Origin of the sequence: Leucobacter sp. cx-328 (assembly GCF_014530035.1) — a bacterium.
Classification (GTDB): Bacteria; Actinomycetota; Actinomycetes; order Actinomycetales; family Microbacteriaceae; genus Leucobacter.
Map to the genome: position 1 here is coordinate 265,457 of NZ_JACVMX010000003.1, position 26,526 is coordinate 291,982.

General features: G+C 62.9%; 21 protein-coding genes and 1 tRNA gene. 12 read left to right on the forward strand and 10 right to left on the reverse strand.

Features of this window, described 5'->3' with window-relative positions:
• The first annotated feature begins 41 nt into the window (after positions 1-41).
• Together ICL81_RS06095 and ICL81_RS06100 are read left to right on the forward strand one after the other, a co-directional pair.
• Positions 42-806 (forward strand): TIGR00645 family protein, encoded by a 765-nt coding sequence (locus tag ICL81_RS06095; protein WP_188034029.1) that lies wholly within the window; start codon positions 42-44, stop codon positions 804-806.
• A gap of 85 nt (positions 807-891) precedes the next feature.
• Positions 892-976: transfer RNA gene (locus ICL81_RS06100), tRNA-Leu, on the forward strand.
• Between the two features lie 202 nt (positions 977-1,178).
• On the opposite strand, the gene ICL81_RS06105 is transcribed toward ICL81_RS06100, so the two are convergent.
• Together ICL81_RS06105 and ICL81_RS06110 are read right to left on the reverse strand one after the other, a co-directional pair.
• Entirely contained in the window at positions 1,179-1,382 is a 204-nt protein-coding gene (locus ICL81_RS06105; protein ID WP_188034030.1) for a cold-shock protein, read from the reverse strand.
• A 579-nt stretch (positions 1,383-1,961) separates the two neighbouring features.
• Positions 1,962-2,714 carry a helix-turn-helix domain-containing protein gene (locus tag ICL81_RS06110; protein WP_188034031.1) on the reverse strand — a complete coding sequence of 251 codons (753 nt, stop codon included), beginning with the start codon at positions 2,712-2,714 and terminating at the stop codon, positions 1,962-1,964.
• Between the two features lie 112 nt (positions 2,715-2,826).
• Here ICL81_RS06110 and ICL81_RS06115 point away from each other — a divergent pair, with 112 nt between their 5' ends.
• On the forward strand, positions 2,827-4,173 hold the full coding sequence (locus ICL81_RS06115; RefSeq protein ID WP_188034032.1) for an MFS transporter: 1,347 nt from the start codon (positions 2,827-2,829) through the stop codon (positions 4,171-4,173).
• A 28-nt stretch (positions 4,174-4,201) separates the two neighbouring features.
• Here ICL81_RS06115 and ICL81_RS06120 read toward each other — a convergent pair whose 3' ends face one another.
• Complete coding sequence (locus tag ICL81_RS06120; protein WP_188034033.1) at positions 4,202-5,989, reverse strand: lipase family protein; 1,788 nt, start codon at positions 5,987-5,989, stop codon at positions 4,202-4,204.
• Between the two features lie 94 nt (positions 5,990-6,083).
• On the opposite strand from ICL81_RS06120, the gene ICL81_RS06125 reads away from it, so the two are divergent.
• Positions 6,084-7,319: a GTPase family protein gene (locus ICL81_RS06125; RefSeq protein WP_188034034.1), complete on the forward strand. Its 1,236-nt coding sequence runs from the start codon at positions 6,084-6,086 to the stop codon at positions 7,317-7,319.
• Positions 7,316-8,374 carry a serine hydrolase gene (locus ICL81_RS06130; RefSeq protein ID WP_188034035.1) on the forward strand — a complete coding sequence of 353 codons (1,059 nt, stop codon included), beginning with the start codon at positions 7,316-7,318 and terminating at the stop codon, positions 8,372-8,374. Before ICL81_RS06125 ends, ICL81_RS06130 begins: the two co-directional genes overlap by 4 nt.
• Positions 8,375-8,395: 21 nt before the next feature.
• Here the strand turns inward: ICL81_RS06130 and ICL81_RS06135 are convergent, their stop codons facing one another.
• Genes ICL81_RS06135 through ICL81_RS06165 form a run of 6 tightly spaced genes read right to left on the reverse strand, consistent with a single transcriptional unit; the run spans position 8,396 to position 15,652 of the window.
• Positions 8,396-9,748 carry an FAD-binding oxidoreductase gene (locus ICL81_RS06135; protein ID WP_353055448.1) on the reverse strand — a complete coding sequence of 451 codons (1,353 nt, stop codon included), beginning with the start codon at positions 9,746-9,748 and terminating at the stop codon, positions 8,396-8,398.
• Positions 9,706-11,889: a serine hydrolase gene (locus ICL81_RS06140; protein ID WP_251381835.1), complete on the reverse strand. Its 2,184-nt coding sequence runs from the start codon at positions 11,887-11,889 to the stop codon at positions 9,706-9,708. Before ICL81_RS06140 ends, ICL81_RS06135 begins: the two co-directional genes overlap by 43 nt.
• A gap of 19 nt (positions 11,890-11,908) precedes the next feature.
• Entirely contained in the window at positions 11,909-13,000 is a 1,092-nt protein-coding gene (locus tag ICL81_RS06150) for a dipeptidase (protein WP_188034037.1), read from the reverse strand.
• Complete coding sequence (menC, locus tag ICL81_RS06155) at positions 12,997-14,133, reverse strand: o-succinylbenzoate synthase (protein ID WP_353055441.1); 1,137 nt, start codon at positions 14,131-14,133, stop codon at positions 12,997-12,999. Before menC ends, ICL81_RS06150 begins: the two co-directional genes overlap by 4 nt.
• 2 nt (positions 14,134-14,135) lie before the next feature.
• Positions 14,136-14,810: a MurR/RpiR family transcriptional regulator gene (locus tag ICL81_RS06160; protein ID WP_188034038.1), complete on the reverse strand. Its 675-nt coding sequence runs from the start codon at positions 14,808-14,810 to the stop codon at positions 14,136-14,138.
• A complete protein-coding gene (locus tag ICL81_RS06165; RefSeq protein ID WP_188034039.1) occupies positions 14,807-15,652 on the reverse strand; it encodes a GNAT family N-acetyltransferase in 846 nt (281 codons plus the stop codon). The genes ICL81_RS06160 and ICL81_RS06165 overlap by 4 nt, the downstream gene beginning before the upstream one ends.
• Positions 15,653-15,743: 91 nt before the next feature.
• On the opposite strand from ICL81_RS06165, the gene ICL81_RS06170 reads away from it, so the two are divergent.
• From ICL81_RS06170 to ICL81_RS06195, 6 genes are all read left to right on the forward strand, one after another.
• Positions 15,744-16,883, forward strand: a complete 1,140-nt coding sequence (locus tag ICL81_RS06170; RefSeq protein WP_188034040.1) for a M20/M25/M40 family metallo-hydrolase — start codon at positions 15,744-15,746, stop codon at positions 16,881-16,883.
• Positions 16,884-17,239: 356 nt separating this feature from the next.
• The gene (locus tag ICL81_RS06175) at positions 17,240-19,006 is read left to right on the forward strand and encodes an ABC transporter substrate-binding protein (RefSeq protein WP_188034041.1); all 1,767 of its coding nucleotides are present in this window, start codon (positions 17,240-17,242) and stop codon (positions 19,004-19,006) included.
• An 11-nt stretch (positions 19,007-19,017) separates the two neighbouring features.
• Positions 19,018-20,082, forward strand: coding sequence for an ABC transporter permease (locus ICL81_RS06180; protein WP_251381837.1), 1,065 nt, complete (start codon positions 19,018-19,020; stop codon positions 20,080-20,082).
• Positions 20,083-20,098: 16 nt separating this feature from the next.
• Positions 20,099-21,007 carry an ABC transporter permease gene (locus ICL81_RS06185; RefSeq protein ID WP_188034042.1) on the forward strand — a complete coding sequence of 303 codons (909 nt, stop codon included), beginning with the start codon at positions 20,099-20,101 and terminating at the stop codon, positions 21,005-21,007.
• Positions 21,007-22,707: an ABC transporter ATP-binding protein gene (locus ICL81_RS06190; protein WP_188034043.1), complete on the forward strand. Its 1,701-nt coding sequence runs from the start codon at positions 21,007-21,009 to the stop codon at positions 22,705-22,707. Before ICL81_RS06185 ends, ICL81_RS06190 begins: the two co-directional genes overlap by 1 nt.
• Positions 22,708-22,716: 9 nt before the next feature.
• The gene (locus ICL81_RS06195; RefSeq protein ID WP_188034044.1) at positions 22,717-23,937 is read left to right on the forward strand and encodes a D-alanyl-D-alanine carboxypeptidase/D-alanyl-D-alanine-endopeptidase; all 1,221 of its coding nucleotides are present in this window, start codon (positions 22,717-22,719) and stop codon (positions 23,935-23,937) included.
• Positions 23,938-24,040: 103 nt separating this feature from the next.
• Here the strand turns inward: ICL81_RS06195 and ICL81_RS06200 are convergent, their stop codons facing one another.
• A complete protein-coding gene (locus tag ICL81_RS06200; RefSeq protein ID WP_188034045.1) occupies positions 24,041-24,979 on the reverse strand; it encodes an LD-carboxypeptidase in 939 nt (312 codons plus the stop codon).
• Between the two features lie 210 nt (positions 24,980-25,189).
• Between ICL81_RS06200 and ICL81_RS06205 the strand changes: the two genes are divergently transcribed.
• Positions 25,190-26,509 (forward strand): M20/M25/M40 family metallo-hydrolase, encoded by a 1,320-nt coding sequence (locus tag ICL81_RS06205; RefSeq protein WP_215394758.1) that lies wholly within the window; start codon positions 25,190-25,192, stop codon positions 26,507-26,509.
• Positions 26,510-26,526 lie beyond the last annotated feature (17 nt).

Genomic DNA, 26,526 nt, shown 5'->3' on the forward strand with positions numbered 1-26,526 from the left:
CGCTAACATTTAACAACTTACCCACGACCGAAAGGCCGCCCGTGTCCCGCTCTAGCCAACCTCATATTGAACGCACCGCCGCGAAGGGACCGAGCGCTGCCTCGCGCACGCTTGCGGGCTTCATCTTTGCCAGCCGCTGGCTTCAGGCACCCCTGTACCTTGGTCTGATCATCGCGCAGGCCGTGTACGTTGTGCTGTTCTTCGTTGAGCTCTGGCATCTCATCGAGAACGTCATCATCACGGGTCAGATCAACGAAACAGATGTCATGCTGAGCGTGCTCGCCCTCATTGACATCGTCATGATCGCGAACCTCCTCATCATGGTCATCATTGGCGGTTACGAGACGTTCGTCTCAAAGATCCGCGTCAATGGCCACCACGATGAGCCTGACTGGCTCTCACATGTCAATGCGAACCTCCTCAAGGTCAAGCTCGCGATCTCCATCATCTCGATCTCGTCGATCCACCTGCTCAAGACCTTCATCGAGGTCGGTCGCATGGAAAACGGCATCGTGAAGGACAGCGCCGACCGCGTCATCTACTCCTCTGAGGGTGTCATGTGGGAGGTACTCATCCACGTCGCCTTCATTATTTCGGCACTCGCACTCGCATGGATCGACCGTATGAGTCAGCACGGCCACAAGGACGATGCGCCCGCAGCAGCAGCTCCCATCGCTCCCGTCGTCATTGCTCCGGTTGCAACTCACGGCGCGTCGAACCCGAGCGCGGATCCCGCAAGCTTCGTCACTGTTCGACTCCCCGCGGGCGCGCAGCTGCCCGAGGGTGCAGAGATCATCGAACGCTAGGCACTCCGCCGCAAAAACACGCGGCTATGAAGTTTACGTCTGCTCACAAAACCCACTAGGCTAAAACGGTGCCCACGGGCACAATGCGCGAGTGGCGGAATTGGCAGACGCGCTAGATTTAGGTTCTAGTGTCTTCGGGCGTGTGGGTTCAAGTCCCACCTTGCGCACCACCTCATAAACAAAGGGAAGTAGCTTTTCGGAGCTACTTCCCTTTGTTGTTTGTGCCGCAAAAGTGCACCTTAGCTGTCACGCTTTTCACCCTGCACCGAGTGTGGTCGCAAGCCGCCAACGTGTGCTCAGAGGCACGAATGCGTGAGTACACAACAGCGGAGTACCGGATACACCGATACTCCGCTGTGAATCAGGTTTTACTTAGATAACCTGGATGTTTGCTGCCTGCGGGCCCTTCGGACCCTGCTCTGCCTCGAACGAAACCTTCTGGTTCTCTTCAAGGCTGCGGTAGCCGCTGCTGTTGATTGCACTGAAGTGTGCGAAAAGATCAGCAGATCCGTCGTCAGGTGCGATAAAGCCGAAGCCCTTGTCGGCGTTGAACCACTTCACTGTTCCAGTTGCCATAATTATTTCCTTACGTAGTGAGAAGACCGAAACGGTCAGTTGTGCCTCGACAGTGGTGCCGAGGAAATCGACTTACCTGGCGACCAGAACTGGCCGCTCCAGTGAGACGTTTAGTGACGTGAGATTCCACGAGCGCGCAAGCGCTGCTCAAGGAACTCACCTCCGCCAGCGCGCTACTGTGCGCGTCGTGGGCGGTAAAAGTAGTTCCGTCGATCGCAACATATCCAGCGAATTCGCCGCCAATGTTTGCAACATAGATGTCGCAGTCGGCCTGGAGCCAAGAAATATGTGAAAGAGCCACAGGAGTAGCAGGGGTGAAAATAAAAGACCAATCAATCTAAGCAATTGCATCCGGAAAATCGAGTTTCTAGATCACAACACTTGAGGTACTCACACCATCGCATCAAAGCTGAGGGGAGATGAATGCCGGCCTGAACGAGTTGTTCAGCAGAGACGCGACATCACAAACTAAGAATTTACACGAAAATTCGACGCAAGGAAACCCGTCTTGCCTGCGTTTCGCGTCACCGAGTCATAGCGGAGACACTTTTTCCCATCTACCCCCGCCCTCCGACCGCATCAACGCAGCGACCGCTGATACCGCCCAGGAGTCTGCCCGACCAACACGGTAAAGGCGTCGATGAACGCGCTCGGGTTCAACCACCCGCAGGCAACAGCGGTTTCGGTGACCGAGGTTCCGGTTGTCAGCATGAGCAGCGCGTGATGCACCCGAAGCTGGGTCCGCCAGTGTACGAATCCCATTCCGGTCTCAGCACGGAACAGTCGATTCAACGTCCGCTCACTCGCCCCGACCCTGCGTCCGAGATCTGCGAGCGTCGCGGGGTGAGAGAGGTCCGCCTGCACCAAGCGAGTCACCGCGAGTAGCCGATCGTCCTCCGGCACCGGCAGGTGCAGTGGCTGCTCTGGGGCGGCAACCACATCGTCAATGATGACCTCGCGCAGCCGCGTGAGGGACTCGACGGTGTGGCGCCGATCCGCTCCCGTTGCCGCAAGCATGGCTTCGCGCGCGAGCGGGGTCATGACCAGTACGGCAGGGTGTGTGGGAAGCAGAGCGGCGAGCAAAGCATCAAGGAATATCACCCGCATATCTGTGTGACCGTGGGCGCGGTGCGCGTGCTCGAAGCCCCCGGGGATCCAAATGACGCGGTTGGACGGCGCGATCCATGCCCCGTGCTGCGTGACGACTGACAGCACGCCTGTCGCGGGATAGACCAGGTGGCCTTGTACGTGGGTCTGCGTTGGCGTGCGCTCATCGTGCCCGAGCAACAGGCTGAGCTCGGGATCAAATGCATCGTGGCGTGTTTCAGTCATTACTCGTCAGTTTATTGGTGGTACGCCAATGAAGCCAGGAGGTTCACTGGGTCATAGAGTCACCGGGCAGGTCCGCTTGGGGGCTGTCTCGTTTCCCGGAAAGAGCATCAGAGTGAACCTCGCCTCCCCCAGCACACCACGCACCGCACCAGTGCCGACCGTGCCCGCACTGCACAACACGACCGCAGCGTCGGCAGCGTCGGCAGCGTCGGCAGCGTCGGCAACCCAGCCTGCCCGTTCTCGCTGGAGCCTCGTGCTGCTCGCAGCGGGACTCATGCTGATCGCCCTCAACATGCGTCCAGGCATCGCGGCGATTGGCCCGGTGCTGCTGGAGATCCGCACCGATCTCGGTCTGTCAGCTGAGGTCGCCAGTTTCCTTACGACGATCCCGGTCTTCTCGTTCGGCGTCTTCGCCTTCTTCACCCCTGTGCTCGTGCGCAAGCTCGGCACGCACCGCTTACTCGGTCTCACGATGCTCGTGTTGGCTGCGGGAATCGCCCTGCGTCTCGCACCGTCAATGCTTTGGATCTTCGCCGGTACCGTCTGCATCGGCGCCGCAATTGCCATCACGAACGTCGTGATGCCTGCCGCAATCAAGCAGGATTTCGCTTCTCGTTCTGCCCTCATGATGGGCTTCTACTCCACGGCAATGTTCGTCGGTGCCTCTGCCGCTTCTGGCCTCACCGCTCCCCTGGCAGTTGCTGCCGGCGGTTGGCGCCCCGCTGTCGGCGTCTGGGCGCTGCCTGCATTGGCGGCGTTCCTGCTGTTCCTTCCCCAGATGCTTCGTCCACGCGAGGTGGGCGCGGATCCGGCAGCCCGCACCACCGACACCACACCATCGAATTCAGCGTCACACGCGACCCCACGGCTCCGAGATCTCTTCAGGGATCGAGTCGCGATCGCCATCACCATCCTTATGGGCACGCAGAGTCTCTCGTACTACGTGAGCCTCACCTGGTTCCCTGCGCTCCTGCAGGATTTCGGTGTGGACAAGAACACCGCCGGTCTCCTGATCGCGTTCACTGCCCTCCCCGGCCTCGTTGCGTCACTGTTCACGCCGATGATCGCTCAGCGTGTCCGCCCCACGTGGGTCCCGTTCGTGGTGGCGGCGCTCCTGCCGGCTTCCGCATACCTCGGACTCGCATTCTCGCCGTTGCACGGCACCTACCTCTGGATGACGCTGCTCGGCCTCGGCCAGGGCGCTGCGATCGGTTTGGCACTCACCTACATCGTGTGGCGCTCACCCGATGTGCAGACCACGGCGCTCGTGTCGACGATGTCACAGGGCTTCGGGTATCTCCTGGCTGGCCTCGGCCCAATTCTCTTCGGCGCGCTGCACTCTGTCACGGGTTCGTGGAATGCTCCACTCTGGCTACTGGGCGGGATCCTCGTGCTGCAGGTCGTTGCTGGCATCGCAGTGAGTCGTCCCCGCATGGTGCTGGCTGGGCCGGTCGCGTAGGACGCGGATCGCACAGCAGCACGCCCTATCAGCAGGTCGGGGCGAATTCGGCGCCGGTGAACCGATCCGCCGTCCACGCGATGAGGTCGCCTGGCAGCGCAGAGTCGTCACCAACGACCCCCATGTGGTCGAGGCCCGGATACGTTCGATATTCGATGGCCTGTCCCGCTGCGCAGCGATCCGCCACGAACTGCGCCTGCACCGCGGGAAGCACGAGCGTGTCTCCCCCGCCCTGGCCGATGAATACGGGTGCGTCAATGAGCTTGGTCGGAGTGTTCTCCGCAGCGCGCTCGAGCAGCGGACCGTGCACCGGGTCGCCACGCCACACGGTGCCGTCTGCGAGCAAAGCGGTCGCGATGGAAGCGAGCGTTCCTGGGTCGGTGAGGCAGCGCTGAGCGTATTCATCGACGAGGATCCGCGCCCCGGGTCGCACGTATGCTCCGAGCGTGACATCGTCGTAGGTGTCTGCGTATGCGGTGATCATGAATGCACCAAAGACGCTTCCGACCCGGGTTTGGGTGAGGCCGGAAAGCAGCGCGGGGAGGTCGCTCGCTGGCGCAAGTGCCGCGACGCCGACGATATCGAGCTCAGGTGCGTAGCGTGACGCGACTCCGCCAGCCCAAAGAGCAGCGTGGCCACCCTGCGAGTGGCCCCAGATTGCGGTCTGGGTGCCGAGGTCTGCGGCCTCAAGCTGCTGCGCCGCGCGGACTGCGTCCAGGACGTTGCGTCCCGCTGGTTCACCCACGAGGTATCCGTGGGTGCCCTGCGTGCCGAGCCCTGCATAGTCAGTTGCGACAATGCCCCATCCTGTGGCAAGCATAGCGTCTGCGTTGAGCAGCGCACCGGCTTCGAACGGATGCGAAAGCAATGAGGGTGCGCACCCAGTCGCAGCTCCGGTCGTGCCGTGCGCCCACGCGATTACGGGCGCGTCTCGCACCCCAGACGGTGCCGCCACGATCGCAGACGCAACGGTTGCGGTACCGTCAGCGCTGGTCGTCGAATACAAGATGCGCCAGCCAGCGCTGCCTGCGGGAATGTCGGTCTCGAACGGCTCTGATCTGATCAGGGTGCCTGGCTCCGCGGGAATCTGCGTTGGGGCAGCATAGAAAGCACTAGGGGTCGGTGTCCCGGACAGCTTGGTACTCACCCAGAGTGAGCCGAACGCGAGAGCGCACACCAGACCAGCGGCGATCGGGCGACCCCATCGGCGCATCCGTTCCCGCTGCGCGTTCCGGCCCTTGCCATCCTCGCGCATGTGCTGTCTACGGAGCGTCCGCACCGCAGTGCCGATGTTCTCGAGGCCGAACAGCATGAGCTGCACACCAAACACTGCGGCGAGCGCGAACACCGAAAGGTCGGGCCAGGCGAACGCAACGATACCGAAGGCAATCCACGCGATGGCAAAGCACAGGTCTGCGATCCACCCCTCCTGTCGCGCAAGAACTGCCTGTACGAGCTTGACCGCACCGCTGATCACGAGCGCGGCAGCGAGGATCAGGGTGAGCAATGCAATGGTGAGCGCAGGGACAAGGAGCACTGCCGCTGCGGCAATGCACCACGCGGCCCGGGCGAACACCGAGAGGACGCGTGTTGCGGACTTTCTCGTGAGCGAGCCAGGGAGGAACGCGTTGAGCAGCATGCCGCACGCGAAGAGGATGACGAGTACCTGGAGTGAGGCAAACGGGGTAACCGCGAGTATCACGCCACCGGTGAGGGACACGCAGCCGAGCAGAAGTCGAAATTGCGCTGTTTGTGCCCAACGCCAGTTCTGGCGGTCAATGACTCGTCGGTATGCGGCACTGAACACTGAGGTCATAATTTCTCAGCTTACGCGCGCCTCAGCCTCGGGCGATGCATAGTAGTAGATGTATCGTTCTCCGAAAGTGTCTGAGTGAAGAAGGAGCCATCTCATGCCTCACGAAGAAGAGTCCAATCAGACTTCGTTACCCGCTTCGTCTCCGGTGGATAAGGCTCCTATCTCGAAGGCACCTCAGACCGACGCAACGAAGCGAGGCGCGTCTCCGCTTGACCCGAGCGCGTTCATCGAGTCTCGCAGCACTGCGCAGGCGGAGTTTGGGCGCTTCAATCTCGCGGTGGTTGGCGGGACAGGCGTTGGCAAGTCATCGCTCGTGAACGCGGTCTTTGGTCGGAATCTCGCGAAGACGGGGGCCGGTCTTCCGGTCACACGGGGCGTGAAGTACTACCAGGACGATTCACTGGGTATCTGGGACATCGAGGGCTTCGAGATTGGCTCGTCGGTGTCACCGCGCGAACAGCTGCGGCAGCACCTTGCGGAGATCGCGAAGCATCCTGCCGATACCCAGATCGCGGTGGTCTGGTACTGCGTGAAAGCCAATGACGCCCGTCTCACACCAGCAGATATTGAAATGATCCGCGAGCTCGATGCGAGTGGCCTGCCGGTCATGCTGGTACTCACCAAGGTGGACTGGGACCGCAACCCAATTACCGGCGTACGACGACCGGTGAAGGCGCTCTCTGAGTTCATGGATTGGCTGGAGCGTCCCGAGGACAACGGCACGCCCATTGACATCCCATACCAGCGAGTCATGCCGACCTCGACCATGGACCGTGACGGAAAGGGGTCGGGTCACGGACTCGGTGAACTTGTCGAAGAAACCCTGGCGCTTTCGCCAGAACGCGTCAAGGATTCCTTTCGCGTCGCCCAACGACTCAACCTCCCGTGGAAACGGGAGATGGCGCGCACCGCGACCAAGGCTGCCGTGGCCGCCGCTGGCGCAGCTGCCGCAGTCCCTCTCCCGCTTGCAGACGCCGTGGTCCTCGCGCCGATCCAACTCGGACTAATGGGGCGGATCGCTGCCATCTACGATCTTGATCTCACGACGATGATGTCAGCTGCCGGCCTCGCGCAGGTGGGCGTACAGTTTGCGGGGCGCGCACTCGCGAGCAGCTTCTTAAAACTCATCCCCGGCGCGGGCAGCGTACTCAACGCCGGAGTCGCTTCGGCGTTGACCGCAGCGACCGGTGAGGGCTGGACGCGGCTCTGCGAACAGATCCACACCGGCAAGCTCGACATCACCAAAGTGGAGAGCTCTTGGGGAGCCTACGCGCCGAGCTACCTCGAGGTGGTCCGCGGCATCGTCACGCAACGCGGATCAAAGCGATGACCTTGGCACGCTCGACAGACACGCTCGATGGCCTGCTGCAGCGCGTGGTCTCCCCCGGCATCGGTTGCGGGGCAGTGTTGCTCACAGCCGTGGATGGCACAGTCGTCAGCGACCATGCGCTGGGCACGACCCGCCAGTACGACAGCGTTGACGTTCCAACCACTGTGCCTGGCAAGCCGGTCACTCGTGACACCGCCTTTGACCTCGCTTCGCTCACCAAGCCGCTCGTAGCGGCAACCCTGCTCACCGAGCTCGCGGAGCGCGGCTACGGACCGGAGCTGCCCGTCGCTGAGGTGCTCTCCGAGTTCCGCACGCCAGAAGCACAATCGCTTACCGTCGGTCACCTCCTCACCCACACTTTTGGGTTCACCCCAACGTGGCCAGACCGTTCTCCCGATCCGGGAGGTCGTCGTTTTCGCGCAGCCGCACAGCCGAGCCGTGTACCCATGCCGCAACACGAGTATTCCTGCCTGAACTTCATCTGGGCCGGATACCTCGCCGAAGCGCTCGCCGAAGCACCGCTTCCTGAGCTTGTCAGGCGCCGAGTGCTTGATCCGCTCGGAATGCGCGGCACCGGGTACTTGCCTGCCCGCGAGCACTGGTCGAGCATCGCAGCGACAGAGTTCCAGCCGGCCCGGGGCATGGTGCAGGGACAGGTGCACGATGAGACAGCGTTCGCGCTCGGCGGTGCTGTGGGCAACGCAGGAATCTTCGGCACCGCGCCAGACATCATGCGGTTCGCGGAGACCGTGCGTACGGGCACTGGGCTGACTCCCCAGGTTCACACTTGGCTTACCGAGCCAGTGCAGTTGCCAGCCGGAGCGCCCTACGAGCACACCTATGGTCTCCGCAGAGCAGAGCCATGGTGTGCTGCGACCCCACGCACCGCAGTGAGCCACACTGGCTTCACCGGCACGGCATTTCTCACTGAGCCTGGCGGCTCCTTCTCACTCGTCCTGTTTACGAACCGCGTACACCCCACCAGAACGCAGACAGCACTGCCGACCATGCGCGCAAGTATTGTTGCGGCGGCGGTCAGCAGCGCTGGGTTGTAGGTGAGGCGCGGGCGCGGATCCCTAGCGGCGCACCGCGAACGGCGTCAGGTCAAGGTTCTTCCCCTTCACCTGTGTAACGCGGTTCGCGACGAGGTCTGCAACCACCTCACCGGTCACGGGGCCGAGCGAGAGGCCGTGCATGTTATGGCCAGACGCGACGATGACGTCTGCGCGGCCAGGCACGCGGCCAAGCAAGGGCATGCCGTCTGCGGTCATGGGACGCGGGCCAACCCATTCATCGGTGCGATTTTCCCAGTCGCCACCGGTGATGAGTCCGGCTGCCGCGCGAGTCAGCACGTCAAATCGATCGCGGTTCATGCGGGTGGGCTGCTGGTCGAATTCCATCATGCCGACGATGCGCAAGCGGCCGTGCATAGGAATGGCGACGCAGTGGCGATCCATCGCGTGAATGAGGGTCGATGGCATCGTCTCAACGGACACCGTGAAGCTGTAGCCCTTGCCCGAGACCACCTTGGTCGAGCGCACGCCTGAGCGCTGCAAGAACGGCGTGGTCCACGCACCAGCGGCGACGACCACCTTGTCACCAGAGATCGTCACGGGCTGGCGAATCTCGTCTTCGCACTCAACGCTCGCGCCCTGGCCAAGGCGCAGTGCGGTAAGTCCGGTGCGCACGTCGGCACCAGCTGCACGAATGTGGTCGGCGAGGCTCGCAACGAACGTCACGGGATCCAGCGAGAATTCTGCGGGCAGCATGAAGCCACCGGTGACGCCGGGGTCAAGCGTTGGCTCGTGGGCCGCAAGTTCAGCGTTGCGCATGATCTTGCCAGGCGCCTCGCCCCAGCCGAGGTCGGCGCGATGCTGGTAGCCTGCGTGCGCTGCCTGCAGCGCGCCTTCCTCTGAGCAGGTCATGAGGTAGCCGTCGCCACCACCCGAAATGTCAATACCGTCTGCGGCCATACGGTGCATCGCGGGCAGAATCTCACCAGAAAACTGGGCGAGGGCTGCCGATCCGCGGGCAGTGCCGCGCTTACCCGACGCTTTGATGAAGCCAAGGCCGAAGCCCGCGAGCGCTGGGAGCCGCAGGGCATCGATCGAGAGGTAGGAAGTGCGCGTAAACACGCCACGCAAAACGTCGCGAGCTGTGTTTGGCGACGCGAGCGGGGCAACCTGCTGCGGAGTGAGTTCACCAGCGTTGCCAGTGGCGGCGCCAGCGCCAAGATGGTCGCGCTCAATGATCGTGACTCGGTGGCCATCGCGCAGCAGCGCGTACGCCGAACTCAGACCGATGAGGCCGCCACCGACCACGACAACGTGCTGTTTCTTCAATTCATCTCTCCTTCGAGTGAACGGGGGTAGATTTGAGTGGCCGACTAGCCGATGATGACGCGTGGGCGCCGTCCGTCGAGTTCTGATGCCTCGGCCGAGGTCACTGACAGGCTCTGCACGAGGGGTTCTGCGAGACCAATCAGACGGACCTCACAGAACAACTCACCGCGATCGCACGCAATCGACCAGCGCAAGTGGGCAGCATCGTCTGCTGAGTGAATCCGCGAAGCGAATGCCGACTGACCGGCAGAGATCGGACCGATGTCGGCGAGCAAGGCATCGATCCGCGCCCGCCGAACCGGCTCGGGAACATCGAGCAGCACGTTGGTCGCGAGCACACCCGTGTCTGCGAACGTCGTATTGTGGCGGATCGCAGCGTCAAGTACCTCGGCAGCGTTGAGGGTGGCTGGCCATGGCCGCGTCTCCTCAGCGGGAGCGTCGACCGCAGCGAGCACGCGAACGAGTGCGTCGGCGGCGAGGCGTTCCGTGCGGAAGACATCGGAGTTTCCGAATGCCACCGCACCGATGCCGGTCGCGAGCTGCCAACGCATGTGCGAGCTGAAGCCAGGAAGACCGCCGGAATGCTGGGCAATTCTGCCGTGCTGACGATCGTGCTCAACTGCGAGCCCGTAGCCATAACCGAGCGCCGCAAGATCGCGATAGGGGCCAGCATCGCCGACGGGAATAACCGCATGCACGCGTTGCATTTCGCGGCGGCTGTGTGCCGAAAGCACCTCGGGGCGCAGCGGAGCGACCGAGAACCCAGAGGCGAGGAAAGCCGACCAGGCCGCAATGTCATCGACCGTGCTGAAGAGTGCGCCGATGCACGCGAGCGCGCCAGAGCCGACGAATGGTTCGGGTACGAAGCTCGCACCGTCGTCAAAGGTGCGGAAACCGTGCGCAAGATCGTGACCGGGGACGTACTCTCCCGCTTCGTAACGTGTCGAGTCGAGCCCGAGCGGGCCGAGGAAGCGCGAGCGCACCTCTGACTCAACGGTATTTCCGGTGACTGCTTCGATTGCACGACCGACGTAGGACATGCCGATGTTCGAGTATTGGTATTTCTCGCCAGGCAGTGCGGTGAGTTCGAAGCCGTGTTCACCGAGCGCGGCAATTTCCTCCCGGGTGACGCCGAGGGCGCGGTCGCCGTACGCATTGTCCTCAGGCATGCCCGATCGGTTCGCCAGGAGCTCACCTACGGTCACCTGTCGGGCTTCGCCCTGCCACCGGAACAGGACCCCAGGAACGTACTCGTCCAAATCTCGGTTGAGATCGAGCCGCCCTTCATCGCTCAGTGCGAGGGCAGTTGCCGCGAGGAAGCTCTTCGACATTGACGCGATACGGAAGACGGTGTCTCTGGCAGTGGCGTCACCGTCGCGGCGGGGCTCGCCGATTCCGCGCCAAGCAATGATGCCGGTGCGGTCAAAGAGCGCCACACTCACGGCGGGCGCAACCTCAGTCGCGGCAGCCGCGGCGGCCTCATCGAGCGCGCCCTTTGCGGCAGCGACGATGCGGGGCGATCCGCCCATCTCTGCAGCGAACGCATCGATCAGCTGCCGGCTCGCAGACGTGTTCTCACCGTGCACCGCACGCGCTGCCGCCAGCAGGTCGGCAATGTCGAGCCCCTCCTCGCGGAGCGCTGCATCATCCCAATTCTGCAGATCTGCGGCACTGGCCTCGGGGTGAAACTGCACCGCACGCACATGCTCGCCAATGACGAATGCCTGGTTCTCGATCGCATCACTCGACGCGAGCAGCACCGCGGTCTCGGGAAGCCGCGTGATCATGTCTTCGTGGTTTTCGATCATGTGGGCCGAGTGGCCAATCACACCAATGACACTGTCTTCACGGCCAGCCGGCGTGGTGTGGATCGCGGTCGCCCCGCGTTCCTTCGGGCCGGTCTTCGCCTGGACCTCGCCGCCGGCGACCTTCGCGATCACTTGCGCACCTAGGCAAATACCGAGCGTTGGCAAGTCCTGTTCGATTGCCTGGCGCACGAGATCGCGCTCTGCTGGCAGCCAGGGGGCGCGCTCGTCGTCGTCTGGCATGAGTCCGCCGCCGAGCAGCACGAGACCGTCGAACCCGTCAAGCGTTTCAGGAAGGCCGTCGGCGCCGTGAACAGCGACGACCTCGACTCCTGCATGTTCGAGCCACGTTGCGAGGCGACGCGGTCCCGAGCTCGGCGAGTTGACGACCACGAGTGCTCTCGGGGTGTGCGGGCTAGTCATGGGGAATTCCTTAGTTCTTTCAGTTTCGCTGTTCGGTATCGACCGCGGGGACGATCACGGGCGCAGCAGCTTCACCGGCAGTGCCAGCAAGGAATGCACGGTAGTCGTCGTCCGACGCGTCGAGGACGCGAAGTACGTTTTCGTGCGCGAGACCGCGCAGCTCAGGCTCGGTCCAGCCACGACGCTCCAGCTCGGCAAAGAGTGCCGGGTAGCCAGACACATCGCTGAGTCCTGTAGGCAACGCATCGGTGCCGTCGTAGTCCGCGCCAATGCCGACCGCGTGGACACCCGCAATCTTACGGACATGATCGATATGATCTGCCACATCTTCGACGCCGACGTACGGCGCTTCGCCGACCTCACCGGCCTCAACCCAGAGCCTGCGCTCTTCGTTGAGGAACGAGGGAACGAACGCCACCATGACAACGCCACCACCCTCGCCAATCTTCGCGAGCACATCGTCAGGGACGTTGCGCTTGTGGTCACAGATCGCGCTCGCACCAGAGTGGCTCACCATCACGGGGCGTGTGCTCTCCTCGAGCGCGTGCCGCATGGTGTCGGGTGACACGTGCGCCAGGTCGACGAGCACACCAATGCGGTTCATCTCACGTACGACCTCGCGGCCGAAGTCGGTGAGTCCGCCATGCACACGCTCGTCGGTTGCCGAGTCTGCCCAGTCAATCGTGCGCGACCAGGTAAGCGTCATGTAGCGGGCACCGAGGCGAGCGAACTGACGGAGTGTTGCAAGCGATCCGCCGATCTGGGCACCGCCCTCAATGCCAATCAGCGAGGCAACCTTGCCGTCAGTGAGCGCGGATCGGGCATCAGCTGCCGTGCGCGCCAGGCGGAGCTGGTCAGGATAGGTGTCGACAAAGCGGTAGACGAAGTCGATCTGTTCGAGGGTCGCAACGACCTGCTCTGCTCCCTGAAGCACAGGATCCACCCACACCGACCAGAACTGGCCGCCAACGTTGCCAGCCGCGAGGCGAGGCAGGTCAGTCTGCAGGTTCGGGACGCCGGTGTCGAGTTCGGCAACCGAGTATTTACGGTCGATACGGCATGCCCATGCAAGGTCATTGTGGCCGTCGATGACCGGGTAACGAGTGGTCATGCGAGATCCTCCTCAGCGGAATCGAAAATTGCGGTCGAAAGCTCTTGGATACGTGCGGTGTCTACCTCGAACCCGAGGCCCGTTCCGGTCGGCACCGCGACGACACCAGAGACCGCGACCACTGGCGGGTCGATGATGTCACGCTCGTAGTACTTATCTGAACCGGAGACATCCGACGGCAGCAGGAAGTTCGGCAGCGACGAGATCGCAACGTTTGCAGCACGCCCAATGCCGAACTCGTGCATGCCACCACACCACACGGGCACACCAGCGTCTGCAGCAACATCGTGCGCGCGCTTCGCCTGCGAAAGACCGCCCATCCGCGAGACCTTGATGTTGAGAATGCGTCCAGCATCAAGGCGCAACATCGTTTCGAGATCTTCAATCGTCACGACCGATTCATCGAGACAGATCGGCGTCTCAATCATGGCCTGCAGTTCGGCGTGCGATACGAAGTCACGCACACCGAACGGCTGCTCGATCATCGTGAGCCCCTGAGTGTCGAGTTCACGGAAGATACGAGTCGATTCCACCGAACGGGGGTAGGCGCCATTCGCATCGACGTGAACGTCGAGCGCGGGGAACGCTCCGCGCACCGCACGCACGGCCTCGACGTCCCAACCGGGCGCGATCTTCAGCTTTACGCGGCCGTAGCCCGCGCTGGTGTGCTGCGCCACCTGAGTAAGCAGCGCGTCAATCGACGGTTCGATCCCGAGTGAGACACCAGCGACGACCTCGGTGCGCGTGCCACCGAGGGCCTGCGACAGCGAGACACCACCGCGCTGGGCGAACAGATCCCACGCCGCACCAGCGAAGCCAGCCTTCGCGAACTCGTGCCCGCGCACCTTCGCCCACGTCGCTTCGAGTTCCTCGGGCCAATCCCACGATGCACCGAGCACCGCTGGCGCCAAGTACTTCGTTGCGAGCAGCCAGGCCGTATCAATGGTCTCTGAGCAGAAGAATGGGTCACTCGGTGAAGCGATCTCGCCCCAACCGATCCGCCCATCGGAGTCAGTCAGCTCTACGAGCAGGTGCTCGATGCCAGACTTCCGGTGGGAGCTTGTCTGAAAGCTGTGCCGCAACGGGAGGCCCATTGAATATACGCGCACACGCTGAATTGTCACTGCAGTCACGTTTACTCCCCTGCTCCATGTCCCGGCTGATACAGCGCAATTTGCGCCGCATATTGATCACGCACCGCCAGACGACGTCGCGCACCCTTCGCGCTCGCCGTCGTCAGCGTGCTGAGGAGGTGGCAGACCGCGGCAACCGCGGTCGGGGAATCCGCGTATGAGACAGAACCCGTGCGTACCTTGATGAGTGCCGTCGCATAGTGCGCGAGCGGGCATTCTTCACTGTCAGTAATGACGACGAGCTGACCACCAGCCTCTTTGAAGAGTCGACCAAGTTTGATGGTTTCCTCACGGTAGCGCCGCATCGAGAACACGATGAGCACGTCGCTCGCGCGCACATCGGTGAGCACCGTGATTGGCGACAATCCCCGTCCATCGATGAGGAACACGTTGGACAGCGTCGCAGACAGGTCGGCGTTCAGGAGCTGCGCGTAGGCCGCAGATTTTCCCTCGCCGCCGATGTAACGCCGGCGCGCGCTCAGAATGAGGGCGGCCGCACGGGGAACATCACCGGTCTCCGCGAGCTCTTCAAGTGTTTGTGCGAGCGAACTGAGTTCGCTCTCGATCACCTGTGACTGAATACCCTCAGCAGACAGGTTGGTCTTCAGCCGTTCGCCAAACCGATCTTGCGGTGAGACGAGCGAACGGTTGAGTGCGTCTTCCTCTTCGTGCTTCATGCGCTCTCCTCGTGGGGTGTGGGCGGCCGGTCCGCTGGCACCGCAAGATACGCGGCGGAAAGTTCATCTATACGGCGGCAGTCGATCAAGACGTGGCCGTCGGAAATAAGGCCGCCGAGCACACCGGCGAGAGCACCTCGAATTTCAGCGGTCGCAGCAGCGTCCTGATCAGTGGGTAACGAAACCCAAACACCATGCTCGTCTTCGACCGGGGTCGCCCACTGTGCCGTGGTGAGCCGGGGCGGCGTCGATCCGCGCAGTGCGAGATGGGGCGTCGGAGCATCGCCGATTGCCCACTCAACGATGAGTCGATCAGTCTCACTCCGACCGTAATAGTCGTGGAGGAAGCCGGTGCCGGTAGCGCCGAGGGTACCGAAGTTGAAGTGTCCATTGCGGGCAAGGATCGGATCAAACGTCCAGCGCATCGTCGTGTGCCCCCAACGTTCGGCGACCGCGCGCTGGAGCTGCTTGAGCTCACGGCCGATACCGGAACCTTGATACGCGGGATCAACAACAGCCGACTGCGAGTAGTGAAAGTCGCGGCCATGCTCATCGCGCCCGGCAAAGCCGTATGCAAAACCCACAAGCTTTTCGTTGCGGGTATACACACCGACGGCCGACCCGCCGTTGTCTTTGAGCGCAAACATAAGGTTTGGGTTCAGCGCAAAGCTAGGATCTTCGTAACCGAACACCCGAACGTAGAGTTCATTCGCTGCACGGAAGTCTTCGTACGTCGAGAGTTCTCGGCCGAATAGCCCGCGACCACCCTGAGCATTCAGGTGCGCGAGTGTGGTCCGTGGACTGGGAGCGACAGCGGTCCCGATCGACATCGTTGTGATCATGATTCGTATCCTATGTCTCCGACCACAGTCCGGCAAGGCTTTTATTTTTCGGCTATTGCCAGAGTCCAAAGTCTGGGATACGTTTCGTAACATGACTTTAGAATCATCAGACCGCAACGCCGGGGTCGATGAGGTAGCGCTGCTTCGTCAGCTCGTCGAAATCGAATCCCCGAGCCTTGATACCCAGGCGAGCGACGAGATCGCTCAACTCATCGAGGCCGAGTTTTCGCGCCTCGATGCTGCCGTCACCCACACCCGCACCGAAGCGGGCACGAGCCTCACGATCGACGTGGGTGGTGCGGGCGAGGACGCCGGGCGCGCACCGTTACTTCTTGTCGGACACACAGACACTGTCTGGCCGGTTGGCACCCTCGCAGGCGACGTGCCGTGGAGCCATGACGGCGACCGCATCGCAGGCCCAGGCGCATTCGACATGAAGTCGGGCATTGTCATCATGCACGCCGCACTCGCACGGCTGGCCGGTCACGCCCACCGCAGGGCGCGGATCGTGCTGACCTGCGACGAAGAAATCGGATCGCCCACCACGCAGGGCCTGCTTCGGGCAGCCGCGGCAGACGTCGCTGGGGTACTTGGCTTTGAGTCCCCCCACCCTGACGGGGCGCTCAAGGTGGGGCGCTGGGGCAGCACGCGCCTGCGTTTGGGAATCACCGGCAAGGCCTCGCACGCTGCACTCGATCCGGAACACGGAATCTCTGCCATAGATGAACTCGTCGATCAGCTCATGCGCGTGCGCGAGATCACGAATGACCCTACGCTTGTGTCGCCGGTGCTCTGCAACGTCGGGACTGTGGCTGGCGGTGGCCGCACCAACGTTGTCCCCGATCATGCGAGTGCCGAGATCGGCTTGCGCTTCGTGAACCCCGAGTCGGAGCATTCAGTGCTCGATCGACTCGCGAGTCTCGCTCCCTGCCGCGCTGGCGCTCAGCTCACGGTCGAAACCCTGAGCAGCAGGCCGGCGTGGCAAGCAAGCGAACGCGATACCGCACTCCTTGCCGAAGTCACCTCAGCCGCACACCGCATCGGGCAAACCGTGAGCGGGCGCCCAGCGCATGGCGCGGGCGATACCAATCTGCTCGGCTCACTCGGCATTCCAACGCTCGACGGCCTCGGCCCGCGCGGCGGTGGCGCCCACGCGGTCACCGAACACATCTTCGTTTCATCGCTCATGGAACGCATCGACCTACTCACGGAAGCGCTCAGGCAACCGTGAGTATCGCGCGCGAACACGCGCGCCCTCTCAGTAACCAATGATTTGAAACGTAAGTTCCATCGAAGATTCGATCACAATCACACAAAGTCCACTGAATTGTCTGTACAAACTCTTGGAAGTACCCCTACTATCGGGGTAACTCGAAACGAGAAATACGATTCATATCTTTGAATCAGCACGGTCATGATGGGGTGAACGATGCGTCTACACACGACAGCACAACGAAACAGCGAAGTTTCGTTCAGAGTCAACGCGCTCCTCACCCGCCATGGCAACAACACACTTGGCGCGGCCCCAGGTCGGCACCGCCTCACAAACCCATTTCGTGTGACAACCGAATTAAAGGAGATCCGGTAATGAAGATCATGAAACCACTCATCGGAACGACCGCAGCGCTCGCGCTCGCTGTTGCACCGGTGACTGCTGCGTTTGCAGCAGATTCCAGCGACGCCGAGTCGTCGATCCGCCTCTCGAGTGACATGAGCCAGATTGACACGCTGAACCCGTTCACCGCGGTGTTCAACGAGGCGCTCATCGTGCTCGACTACGAGTACGAGCCGCTCGCAGGCATCGTTGAGACCGGCGACTACGGCGGGATCCTCGCGAAAGACTTCAAGGTTGACGGCAAGACCTGGACCTACGAGATCCAGCCAGAGGCAACCTGGTCAGACGGTGAGCCCGTGACCGCTGACGACGTCGTCTGGACGTACGAGGCTGTCATGAACAACAAGGCGCTCCAGGTTGCGAACGGAGAGTCGGTCGGCAACATCGAAAAGGTCGTCGCGACTGACGACAAGACCGTCGAGATCATCACCGCAGACCCGACGCCGCTTCACCCCGGCATCCTGCCGATCGTCCCGAAGCACATCTGGGAAAAGATTGACAACCCCGACGAGTACGCAAACACCGAAGACGTCGTGGGCAGCGGCCCCTTCATCATCGATGAGTACAAGCAGGGCACCTCGATCACCATGAAGGCGAACCCGCACTACTGGCGCGGCGAGACCGGTGTCGACAAGCTCCACATCGTTGGCTTCAAGAACACCGATGCTGCTGTGCTCGCACTCCGTAATGGCGAGATCGACATGCTCGGCGGCCTGAACTCGGCGCAGTTCGATTCCCTCAAGGGCGTCGACGGCATCGAGGCATACCAGGTGAAGTCGAAGCACTTCTTCAACCTCACCATCAACGGCGGTTGGAAGACCACCGGCGGCGAGGCATTCGGCGACAACAACCCGGTCCTCGAGGATCAGGCGTTCCGCCGCGCACTCGGCCAGGCTATCGATCGCGATGTCCTCGTTGATCGTGTGCTCAACGGCCTCGGCAGCCAGGGCCCGACCATCCTGCCTCCCGGCAGCCCCGGTGGCATGTTCACCGAGCTCGAAGACGTTGCACTCCCCATGGGTGTTGAAGCAGCAGCAAAGTCGCTCGAAGCGGCTGGCTACACCACCGACGCTTCGGGCAACCGCCTCGATAAGAGCGGCAACCCCATCACGCTCCGCATGATGTTCAACGGTGGCAGCACCGCGAACACCGCTACCGCAGAGTTCGTCGAGTCGTGGTTCACCGACCTCGGCATCAAGATGGAGCTCAAGAACACCAACTGGGACGAAATGGGCGAACTGCTCCCCAAGGGTGAGTACGACATGTACATCGATGGCTGGGGCGTTTCGGACGACCCCGACTACATGCTCTCGATCAACACCTGCAAGGTGCTCCCCGAGACCCCCGGTGGTTCGAACTCTTCGCAGTCGGGCATGTGTGACCCCGAGTACGACAAGGTCTTCAAGGCACAGCACACTGAGCTCGATCCCGCGAAGCGCGAGACTCTCGTTCACCAGGCTCTCCAGATGATCTACGAACACGGCAACACCGCGATGTTCTACTACGACGACGCACTCGGCGCATACCGCACCGACCGTCTCGAGAACCTCGTAGAGGTCAATGGCTCGCCCTACAACCGCTTCTCGATCGCTCAGGCGACCATCAAGGGCCAGGACGAAGCAGGTTCGGGTAGCGCAACCGGTTGGATCGTTGGCGGCGGCATCGCAGTCGTCGTGATCGCGGCTGCGGCTATCTTCCTCTCCACTCGTCGTAAGCAGAACGCGGACGACCGAAAGTAAGTGAAAGCACAATGGAACGTGTGAATCCGGGCAATGCTGCCCCAGAAACAGAGACGAAACCGATGACCGGTCACGCCTCTGACGAAAGCGCTGACGTACGTCACGGCGGAAGTACCTGGCGGTACTTACTCGTCAAGGCGGGCGGTTCAGCAGTCAGCCTGCTGATGGTAGTGCTGCTCGGGTTCTTCGCGTTCCGCGTGCTCCCCGGCGACCCGGTGGCCTTGATGACTCGAGGCCGCCGGGTCACCGCGGACCAAATGGAACAGCTGCGAGAACAGTTCGGTCTGGACAAGCCCGTTCTCGTGCAGTTCTGGGAGTACCTCGTGGGGCTGCTCAACGGCAACCTCGGTACCTCCTTTGTCTTCCGTCGGCCCGTGACCGAGCTCATGGCTCAGTACGTCGGCCCGACGCTGCTCCTCATGAGCGTCTCGATGGTGCTTACCGTTAGCCTCGGCGTATGGGTCGGTCAGCGTGCTGCGTGGAAGCGCGGCGGCTGGTTCGATAAGTCGGCCACCTGGACCTCCCTCTTCTTCTGGTCGATGCCCACCTTCTGGTTCGGCCTGCTTCTGCTCCTCGCCTTCTCCGGCACCGGTTTCTTCCCGAGCAGCGGCATGGTCACCGTCGGTTCGGACCTGACTGGTTGGGCACACGTCCTCGACGTTGCACGCCACCTCGTACTCCCAGTACTGGCGCTTTCAATCGCGTCGTATGCGCAGTACGTCCTCATCATGCGTTCCTCACTCATTGAAGAACTCGGTCAGGACTACCTCGTGACCGCTCGGGCCAAGGGCCTCCCCGAGGATGGCGTGCGTCGCAAGCACGCACTCCCGAACGCTCTGCTGCCGACCGTCACCATGATCTTCCTGCAGCTCGCCGGCCTTATTAGCGGTGCGGTCACCGTCGAGACAGTGTTCTCCTGGCCAGGCCTTGGCTTCCTCACCTTCCAAGCGATTCAGGGACCTGACTTCCCCGTATTGCAAGGCACCTTCGTGGTGTTCTCGACGATCGTCATCGTCATGAACTTCTTTGCGGACATTCTTTACCGCTTCATCGATCCCCGCGTTCGTGCGGCATAGAAAGGCGGCGACGGAAATGGATACTGCAACAGTCTCAACGACCAGCGCTCGCACCCTCGCGCGGAAGCGCCGTGCCGATGCGGCCCGTGCCAACTGGCGCGCATTCGCGAAGCAGCCTGGTGGCGTCATCGGACTCATCGTGCTCATCATCGTGCTCGGCCTCGCGGCGTGCGCGCCCCTCATCGCCGATGTCTCAGTGCTCGACCCCACGAACGCCGAGGGTCGCCCATTCGAGGCTCCCTCAAGCACCTTCTGGCTCGGCACGGATTATCTCGGCCGCTCGGTCTTGCCGCTCCTCATTTGGGGCGCGCGAACCTCGCTCACGGTTGGCATCGCGGCAACGATCACGTCGATGATCATCGGTACGTTGATGGGCCTCATGGCAGGCACGCTGCACGGCTGGCGATCCGCAATTGTCATGCGCGTGATCGACTTCTTCCTCATCATTCCCGGCCTCGTTCTCGCGATCGTGCTGGGCGCGGTGCTCGGCTCGAGCACCTTCACGATTGTGGTCGCGATTGGTGTGACTTCGTGGGCTGGTACCGCGCGAATGATCCGCGCGCAGACCCTGTCGCTCGAAAACCGCGGCTACGTTGAGCGCGCACGCGCACTCGGCGCGTCACAGTCGCACATCACCTGGCGCCATATTCTGCCTGGCGTGATGCCGCTCGTCCTCGCAAACACCTCGCTTGCGGTCGGCGTCGCGATCATCTCAGAGGCAACGCTTGCCTTCCTCGGTATTAACGGTGGCGGTATCTCATGGGGCACCATGCTCCAGCAGGCCATGGGCTCGGGTGCCGCGGTTGCAGGATTCTGGTGGCTCATTGTGGCCCCGGGTGCCGCGATCCTCATCGTTGTTCTTTCTTTCACCCTCGTGAGCCGCGCCCTTGAGACCGTGGTCAACCCGACGCTCGGAGGTCGCTAATGTATGCACTGCAGTTCGAGGATGTCTCGATCTCCTACCGCACCCGCAATGAGGCAGGCGAGCCGATCGATTACGAAGCGGTCAAGAACGTCACGCTCCGTCTTCCGAAGCGCGGCACGCTCGGCATCGCTGGCGAGTCAGGGTCTGGCAAGTCGACCCTCATCATGTCGGCGCTGCGTCTGCTCCCCGACAGCGCGACCGTCACCGGCACCGTCAAGCTCGGCGACAAGAACATGAACGAGCTCTCCTGGGGTCAGGTGCGAGCCGTCCGCTGGAAGGAAGCATCGATTGTCTTCCAGGGCGCGATGCACTCGCTCAACCCGGTACAGCGCATCGGCAAGCAGATTGCTGAAGCCATGGAGCTCCACGATCCGAAGGCGCACACCAAGCGTGGCAAGAACGCCTACCGCGCCGAGGTCATCTCGCTGCTCGAGCAGGTGGACCTGCCGGCGCGCACCGTAGATTCGTACCCCCACGAAATCTCTGGCGGCCAGAAGCAGCGCGTCATGATCGCGATGGCACTCGCGTGTGACCCCGAGGTCATCATCGCTGATGAGCCGACCACCGCGCTCGACGTGATCGTGCAGGAGCGCGTCCTCGACCTCCTCACGAAGCTCGTCGAAGACCGCGGTCTCTCGCTCCTCATGATCACCCATGACCTCTCGGTACTTGCGCGCACGTGCAAGGAGATCGCGGTCATGTACCACGGCGAGATTGTGGAGTCGGGCCCCTCGCTCGATATCCTCACGAACCCGCAGCACCCGCACACTCGCGCGCTCACGGACGCGGTGCCGGTCATCGGCGATCCGAAGAGCCGGATGAACCCCGCAAGCCGGAAGCAGAGTGAGCCAGGCAGCACGACCGTCGTGAGCGTTGTGCCGGAGGGGCCAGGCGACGAGCTGCTCGGCGCCGACAACCTGTCGGTGCGCTTCCAGACGCGCGTCGGTGAGGTGCGCGCGGTCGACGGCGTCGACCTCAGCTGCCGCGAGGGCGAGATCACCGTTCTCGTCGGCCAGTCAGGCTCTGGCAAGACCACCCTCGTTCGCACGGTGCTCGGGCTCCAGGCACCGACGGGCGGCAACGTCCGTTTCCGCGGCAAGCCGCTCAGCCGCAAGCAGCGCGACCTGCGTGACTACCGCGGAAGCGTGCAGTTCGTATTGCAGGACCCAATGTCAGCGCTCAACCCCAAGCACACCGTCTACGAGCTCATCGCAGAGGGCATTCGGGTGCAGGGTCTGCAGGGTGACGAGCGCCAGCGTGTACGTGAGGCGCTCATTGCTGCCGAGCTGTCTCCGCCAGAGCGCTTCTTCGCGAAGCTGCCGAACGAGCTCTCCGGCGGTCAGCGTCAGCGCGTCGTCATCGCGGGCGCACTCGCGCTTGAACCGGAGTTCATCATCGCCGACGAGCCCGTCGCATCGCTCGATGCCTCGGTGCGTGGTGAGATCCTCGCGCTGCTGTTGCGTCTCAAGCGCAACCTCGGCCTCGGCTGTCTGGTCATCACCCACGACCTCGGCGTCGCGTGGAACATTGGTGACCGCGTGCTCGTTATGCACCAGGGACGCATCGTCGAGGCTGGCGCCGCGGAGGATGTGCTCCTCCGCCCAGAACACGAGTACACGAAGCAGCTGCTCGCGGCAGTCCCAACCATGCGCCAGCCAGCTGCGGCGCAGGCCTCGAACGATCACGTCGAAGGGCAGTAGGAAGAGCAGATGACCAGCACCGAAACTATCCTCGCTCGGGCGACCGACCCGCGCTTCACGCGTCCCCGTATCCTGGTACTTGAGGCCGATACTGGCCGCTCGCTCCTCGAACGCGCCGCTGACCGCGGCGAGGAGACCGCCAGCGTCATGAAGACAATCACCTGCGCTGCCGCACTGCACGAGCTCGGCCCGGACCGTCGTATCGAGACACGCGTGGTGCGCGGATCGGCACCGGGCGAAATCGTCATCATCGGTGGCGGCGACGTCACCCTCAGCCGGGTGCCTGATGACGGACCAACGTACTACGACTCCCCCGCTCGCATGGACGTGCTCGCACGGGACACCCTCGCGGCACTCGGCAATGAGGCGCCCACCCGCCTGGTCTACGACGATTCGCTCTTTGCTGGCGGCGAGTGGCTCACTGGCCAGTGGCTTGACGAAGACCGCAACCCCGAAGGCTACATCCCGATGATCTCGTCACTCCAGGCAGACGGCGATCGCGAGGATCCCGCTGCAGACGACAGTCCCCGCAGCGCCGATCCAGCTGGGAACGCAGCGCGTGCGTTTGCCGCCTTCCTGGGGGACGATATTGCGGTGGTGCGCGGATCCGCTCCCGCAAATGCCGAAGAACTCGCGGTCGCGAAGTCACACACGATCGAGGAACTCGTGCGCGAGTGCCTGCGCACCTCGGACAACGGGCTCGCGGAAGCGCTTGCGAAACTCGCGGTGATCGAGCGCGGCGAAGACGGCACCTTCGACGGGGTGAAGCGTGGCCTCACCGGCGTGCTGCGCGACCTTGGCGTCCCCACCGAGGGTGTGGAGCTGCAGGACGGCTCTGGTCTGAGCGACTACATCAAGGTGCCCGCGCGCACTATCGCGGATCTCATTCGCCGCGCGCGACTGCGCGAGGGAATCCTTGGCATGCTCGACGACCGGCTGAGCCGCACCGGGCCGAACGGCACTATGTACAGCGCACGCTTCACTGGCGAGAACGCCATCGTCGGCGATGCCGTGCGCGGCAAGACCGGCTTCATCAATTCGGTGCACTCGCTCGCGGGCGTTGTTCGTACGCTCGATGGCGCAGATCTCGTGTACGCCGTTTTCGCGATGGGCGAGGACATGTCGCCCGAGCATCCCTCGCGCGTGGCAATCGACGACTTCGTGACCAGCCTGCACCTGCACGGCGACGCGCTGCTCACGCACGGCGAGACGATTCTGCTCGACGACTAGCCCTGGCATGGGTGGCTGCATTTCGTAGCGCCCACGCGAAAGGCCCCCGCGCATCGTGTGATGCCGGGGGCCTTTCGCGTTCCGAGCTGTGGCGCGCTATACGTTAGGCATCGAACTCGATGCGTGGGTTCTCGTCAGCGGTGAGCGTCGCAGTGATGCCAGCGCCGATCGGGAACGAAGACACATCGGGACCGTGCCCGAAGCGCAGACCCCAGATGACCGGGATACCGAGCGGCTCGAGCAGCTCGGTCAACAGCGCCTTCACCTCGTCCAGGTCCCCACAGTCGACCCAGGTGCCGAGACCGACCGCGAGCGCACCCTCGAAATAGCCCGAGCGCAGCAAAATCTGCATGAGGCCATCGATCCGGTACGGCGACTCGTGGACCTCTTCGATGAGCACGATCTTGCCCTTCGCGCGCTCGAGTGTGGTCGGGTGTGAGCCGACGCTCATTACGAGCAGCGAGAGGTTGCCACCGGTGAGCTGGCCTGTTGCGGCGCCCGGCACGATGGTTGCGGTGTCGGTATCGCCGGCGATCTCCAGTGGCCCCTCGCCCAGCACGGCAACGCGCAGGTCCTCGACGTTGTTCGGCGACAGTAGCAGGTCGTTGGTGGCGATCATCGGGGTGAACCAGGTGGGAACTCCGAGCCGCTGCTCCCAGAATTCGTGGAGTGCGGTGATGTCAGAAGACCCGATGAGCGGCTTCGACTCAGCCGCGGCGAGCACGTCGACGTCAAGGAGATCGATGATGCGGATCGCGCCGTAGCCACCGCGTACACAGAAGACAGCGTCGATCTCGGGGTCTGTCCACGCTGCCGTGAGATCCGCCGCCCGATCTGCATCGCTGCCAGCCAGATACCCGTGAGCGCGCTCATGCCGGTCAAGCACGTGCTTGCCGCGGACGGGAACGAGGCCCCACGAGCGCAGGAGCGCTTCGGCTTTCTCGACGGCTTCTTCGGTCGACGGCCCCGATGGGCTCACCAGCGCGCAACGGGCACCTGGCGCGAGTGTGCGGAGTGCGGGTGAGGTGTTCCGAATGGTCATGTCGCTCCTTTGTGACAGTGTGGCGGGACCCACGCAGCCCACTTTACGATTCGTAAGACAGGAACACAAGAGTCGCGACTGGGTCAGATCCTCATGTAAATCAATAAAAGTTGCTGCGTTATTCACCGGCGACAGATAGTGTTTATGTGACGTAACTTCGGTGCGCCAACGGCGGCGCACGGTACGAACCTCAGAGAGGACGGTTCGCGAATGACCGCAGAGATGACAGCGGCCGAATTGTGTGCGCACTTCGTTCGCTACGACACTTCAAACTTCGGTAACGGCAAGAGCAGGGGCGAGACTCAACTTGCGGAGGAGATCGCTCGCATTCTCGCTGATGCGGGCTATGCGCCCGAGCTCTACGCGCCGGAACCCGACCGCGCATCGGTCCTGATCCGCATTCCCGGTCGCGATCGCAGCCTGCCCGGCGTGCTCGTGCACGGCCACCTCGACGTCGTACCCGCCGAGCCGGAGCAGTGGCGCGTGCCGCCCTTCGAAGGGCGAATCGAAGACGGATACGTATATGGTCGCGGATCAGTCGACATGAAGGACATGGTCGCGATGATGGTCGTGACCGCGCTCGAGTGGGCGAAGCGGCGGATCGTGCCAGAACGCGACGTTGTCTTCCTTTGGGTCGCCGACGAGGAGGATCGCGGCGACTGGGGCGCCGGCTGGCTCGTGAAGGAACGTCCGGAGCTCTTCGCGGGCATCGGCGCAGCGTTCGGCGAATCTGGCGGCCAGGCGATGCCCCTGACGGCGAAGGACGGCTCTCCCGTGACGCTCGTCCCCATCGCGGTTGCCGAGCGCGGCACACTCCACATGCGGCTGCGCGCTGAGGGCGTTTCAGGCCACGGCTCGCGCCCCGCGCCGGGCAGCGCGATTTCCAAGCTGCTCGCAGCAGCGCAGCGCCTCAACGAGCACAAGTGGCCGCTGCAGATGGTCGACGCCGTGCGCACCTACATCACCGACACGAACGCCGCGCTCGGCTACGAAGCCGACCTCACAGATGAAGCGGGCGTTGCCAAGGCGATCGAGCAGATGGGCGAGGCCGGTACCGTCGCACGCGTCACCGTCCGTTGCTCATCTACTACCACGGTGCTCAACGCCGGCTACAAGGTCAACGTTATTCCCGGCGTCGCCGAAGCCGAGATCGACGTGCGCTGCGTGCCAGGCACGTTCGAGTCAACGCAGGCGGTGCTCGCCGAGCTCGTCGGCCCCGATGTCTCGCACGAGTACATCGACCCGGGCAAGCCCACCGACTTTTCGCACCATTCACCATGGTTCGCGGCAATGCGCGAAGCGGTACTGCGCTCACGCCCCGAAGCGGTCGTCGTCCCGTTTTGCATGGGCGGCGGTACCGACGCAAAGTCCTTCGCCAAGCTCGGCATCGAATGCTTCGGCTTCGCCCCGCTCACCCCCGACCCCGACGGTCGCCGCTCAGGTGGCGTGCACGGCGTTGACGAGCGAGTCCCCGTGGCTTCAGTCAACGGCGGCCAGCTCATCCTCAGCGACTTCCTGCGCTCGGTCTAACCCTCATCTGTCAAGGA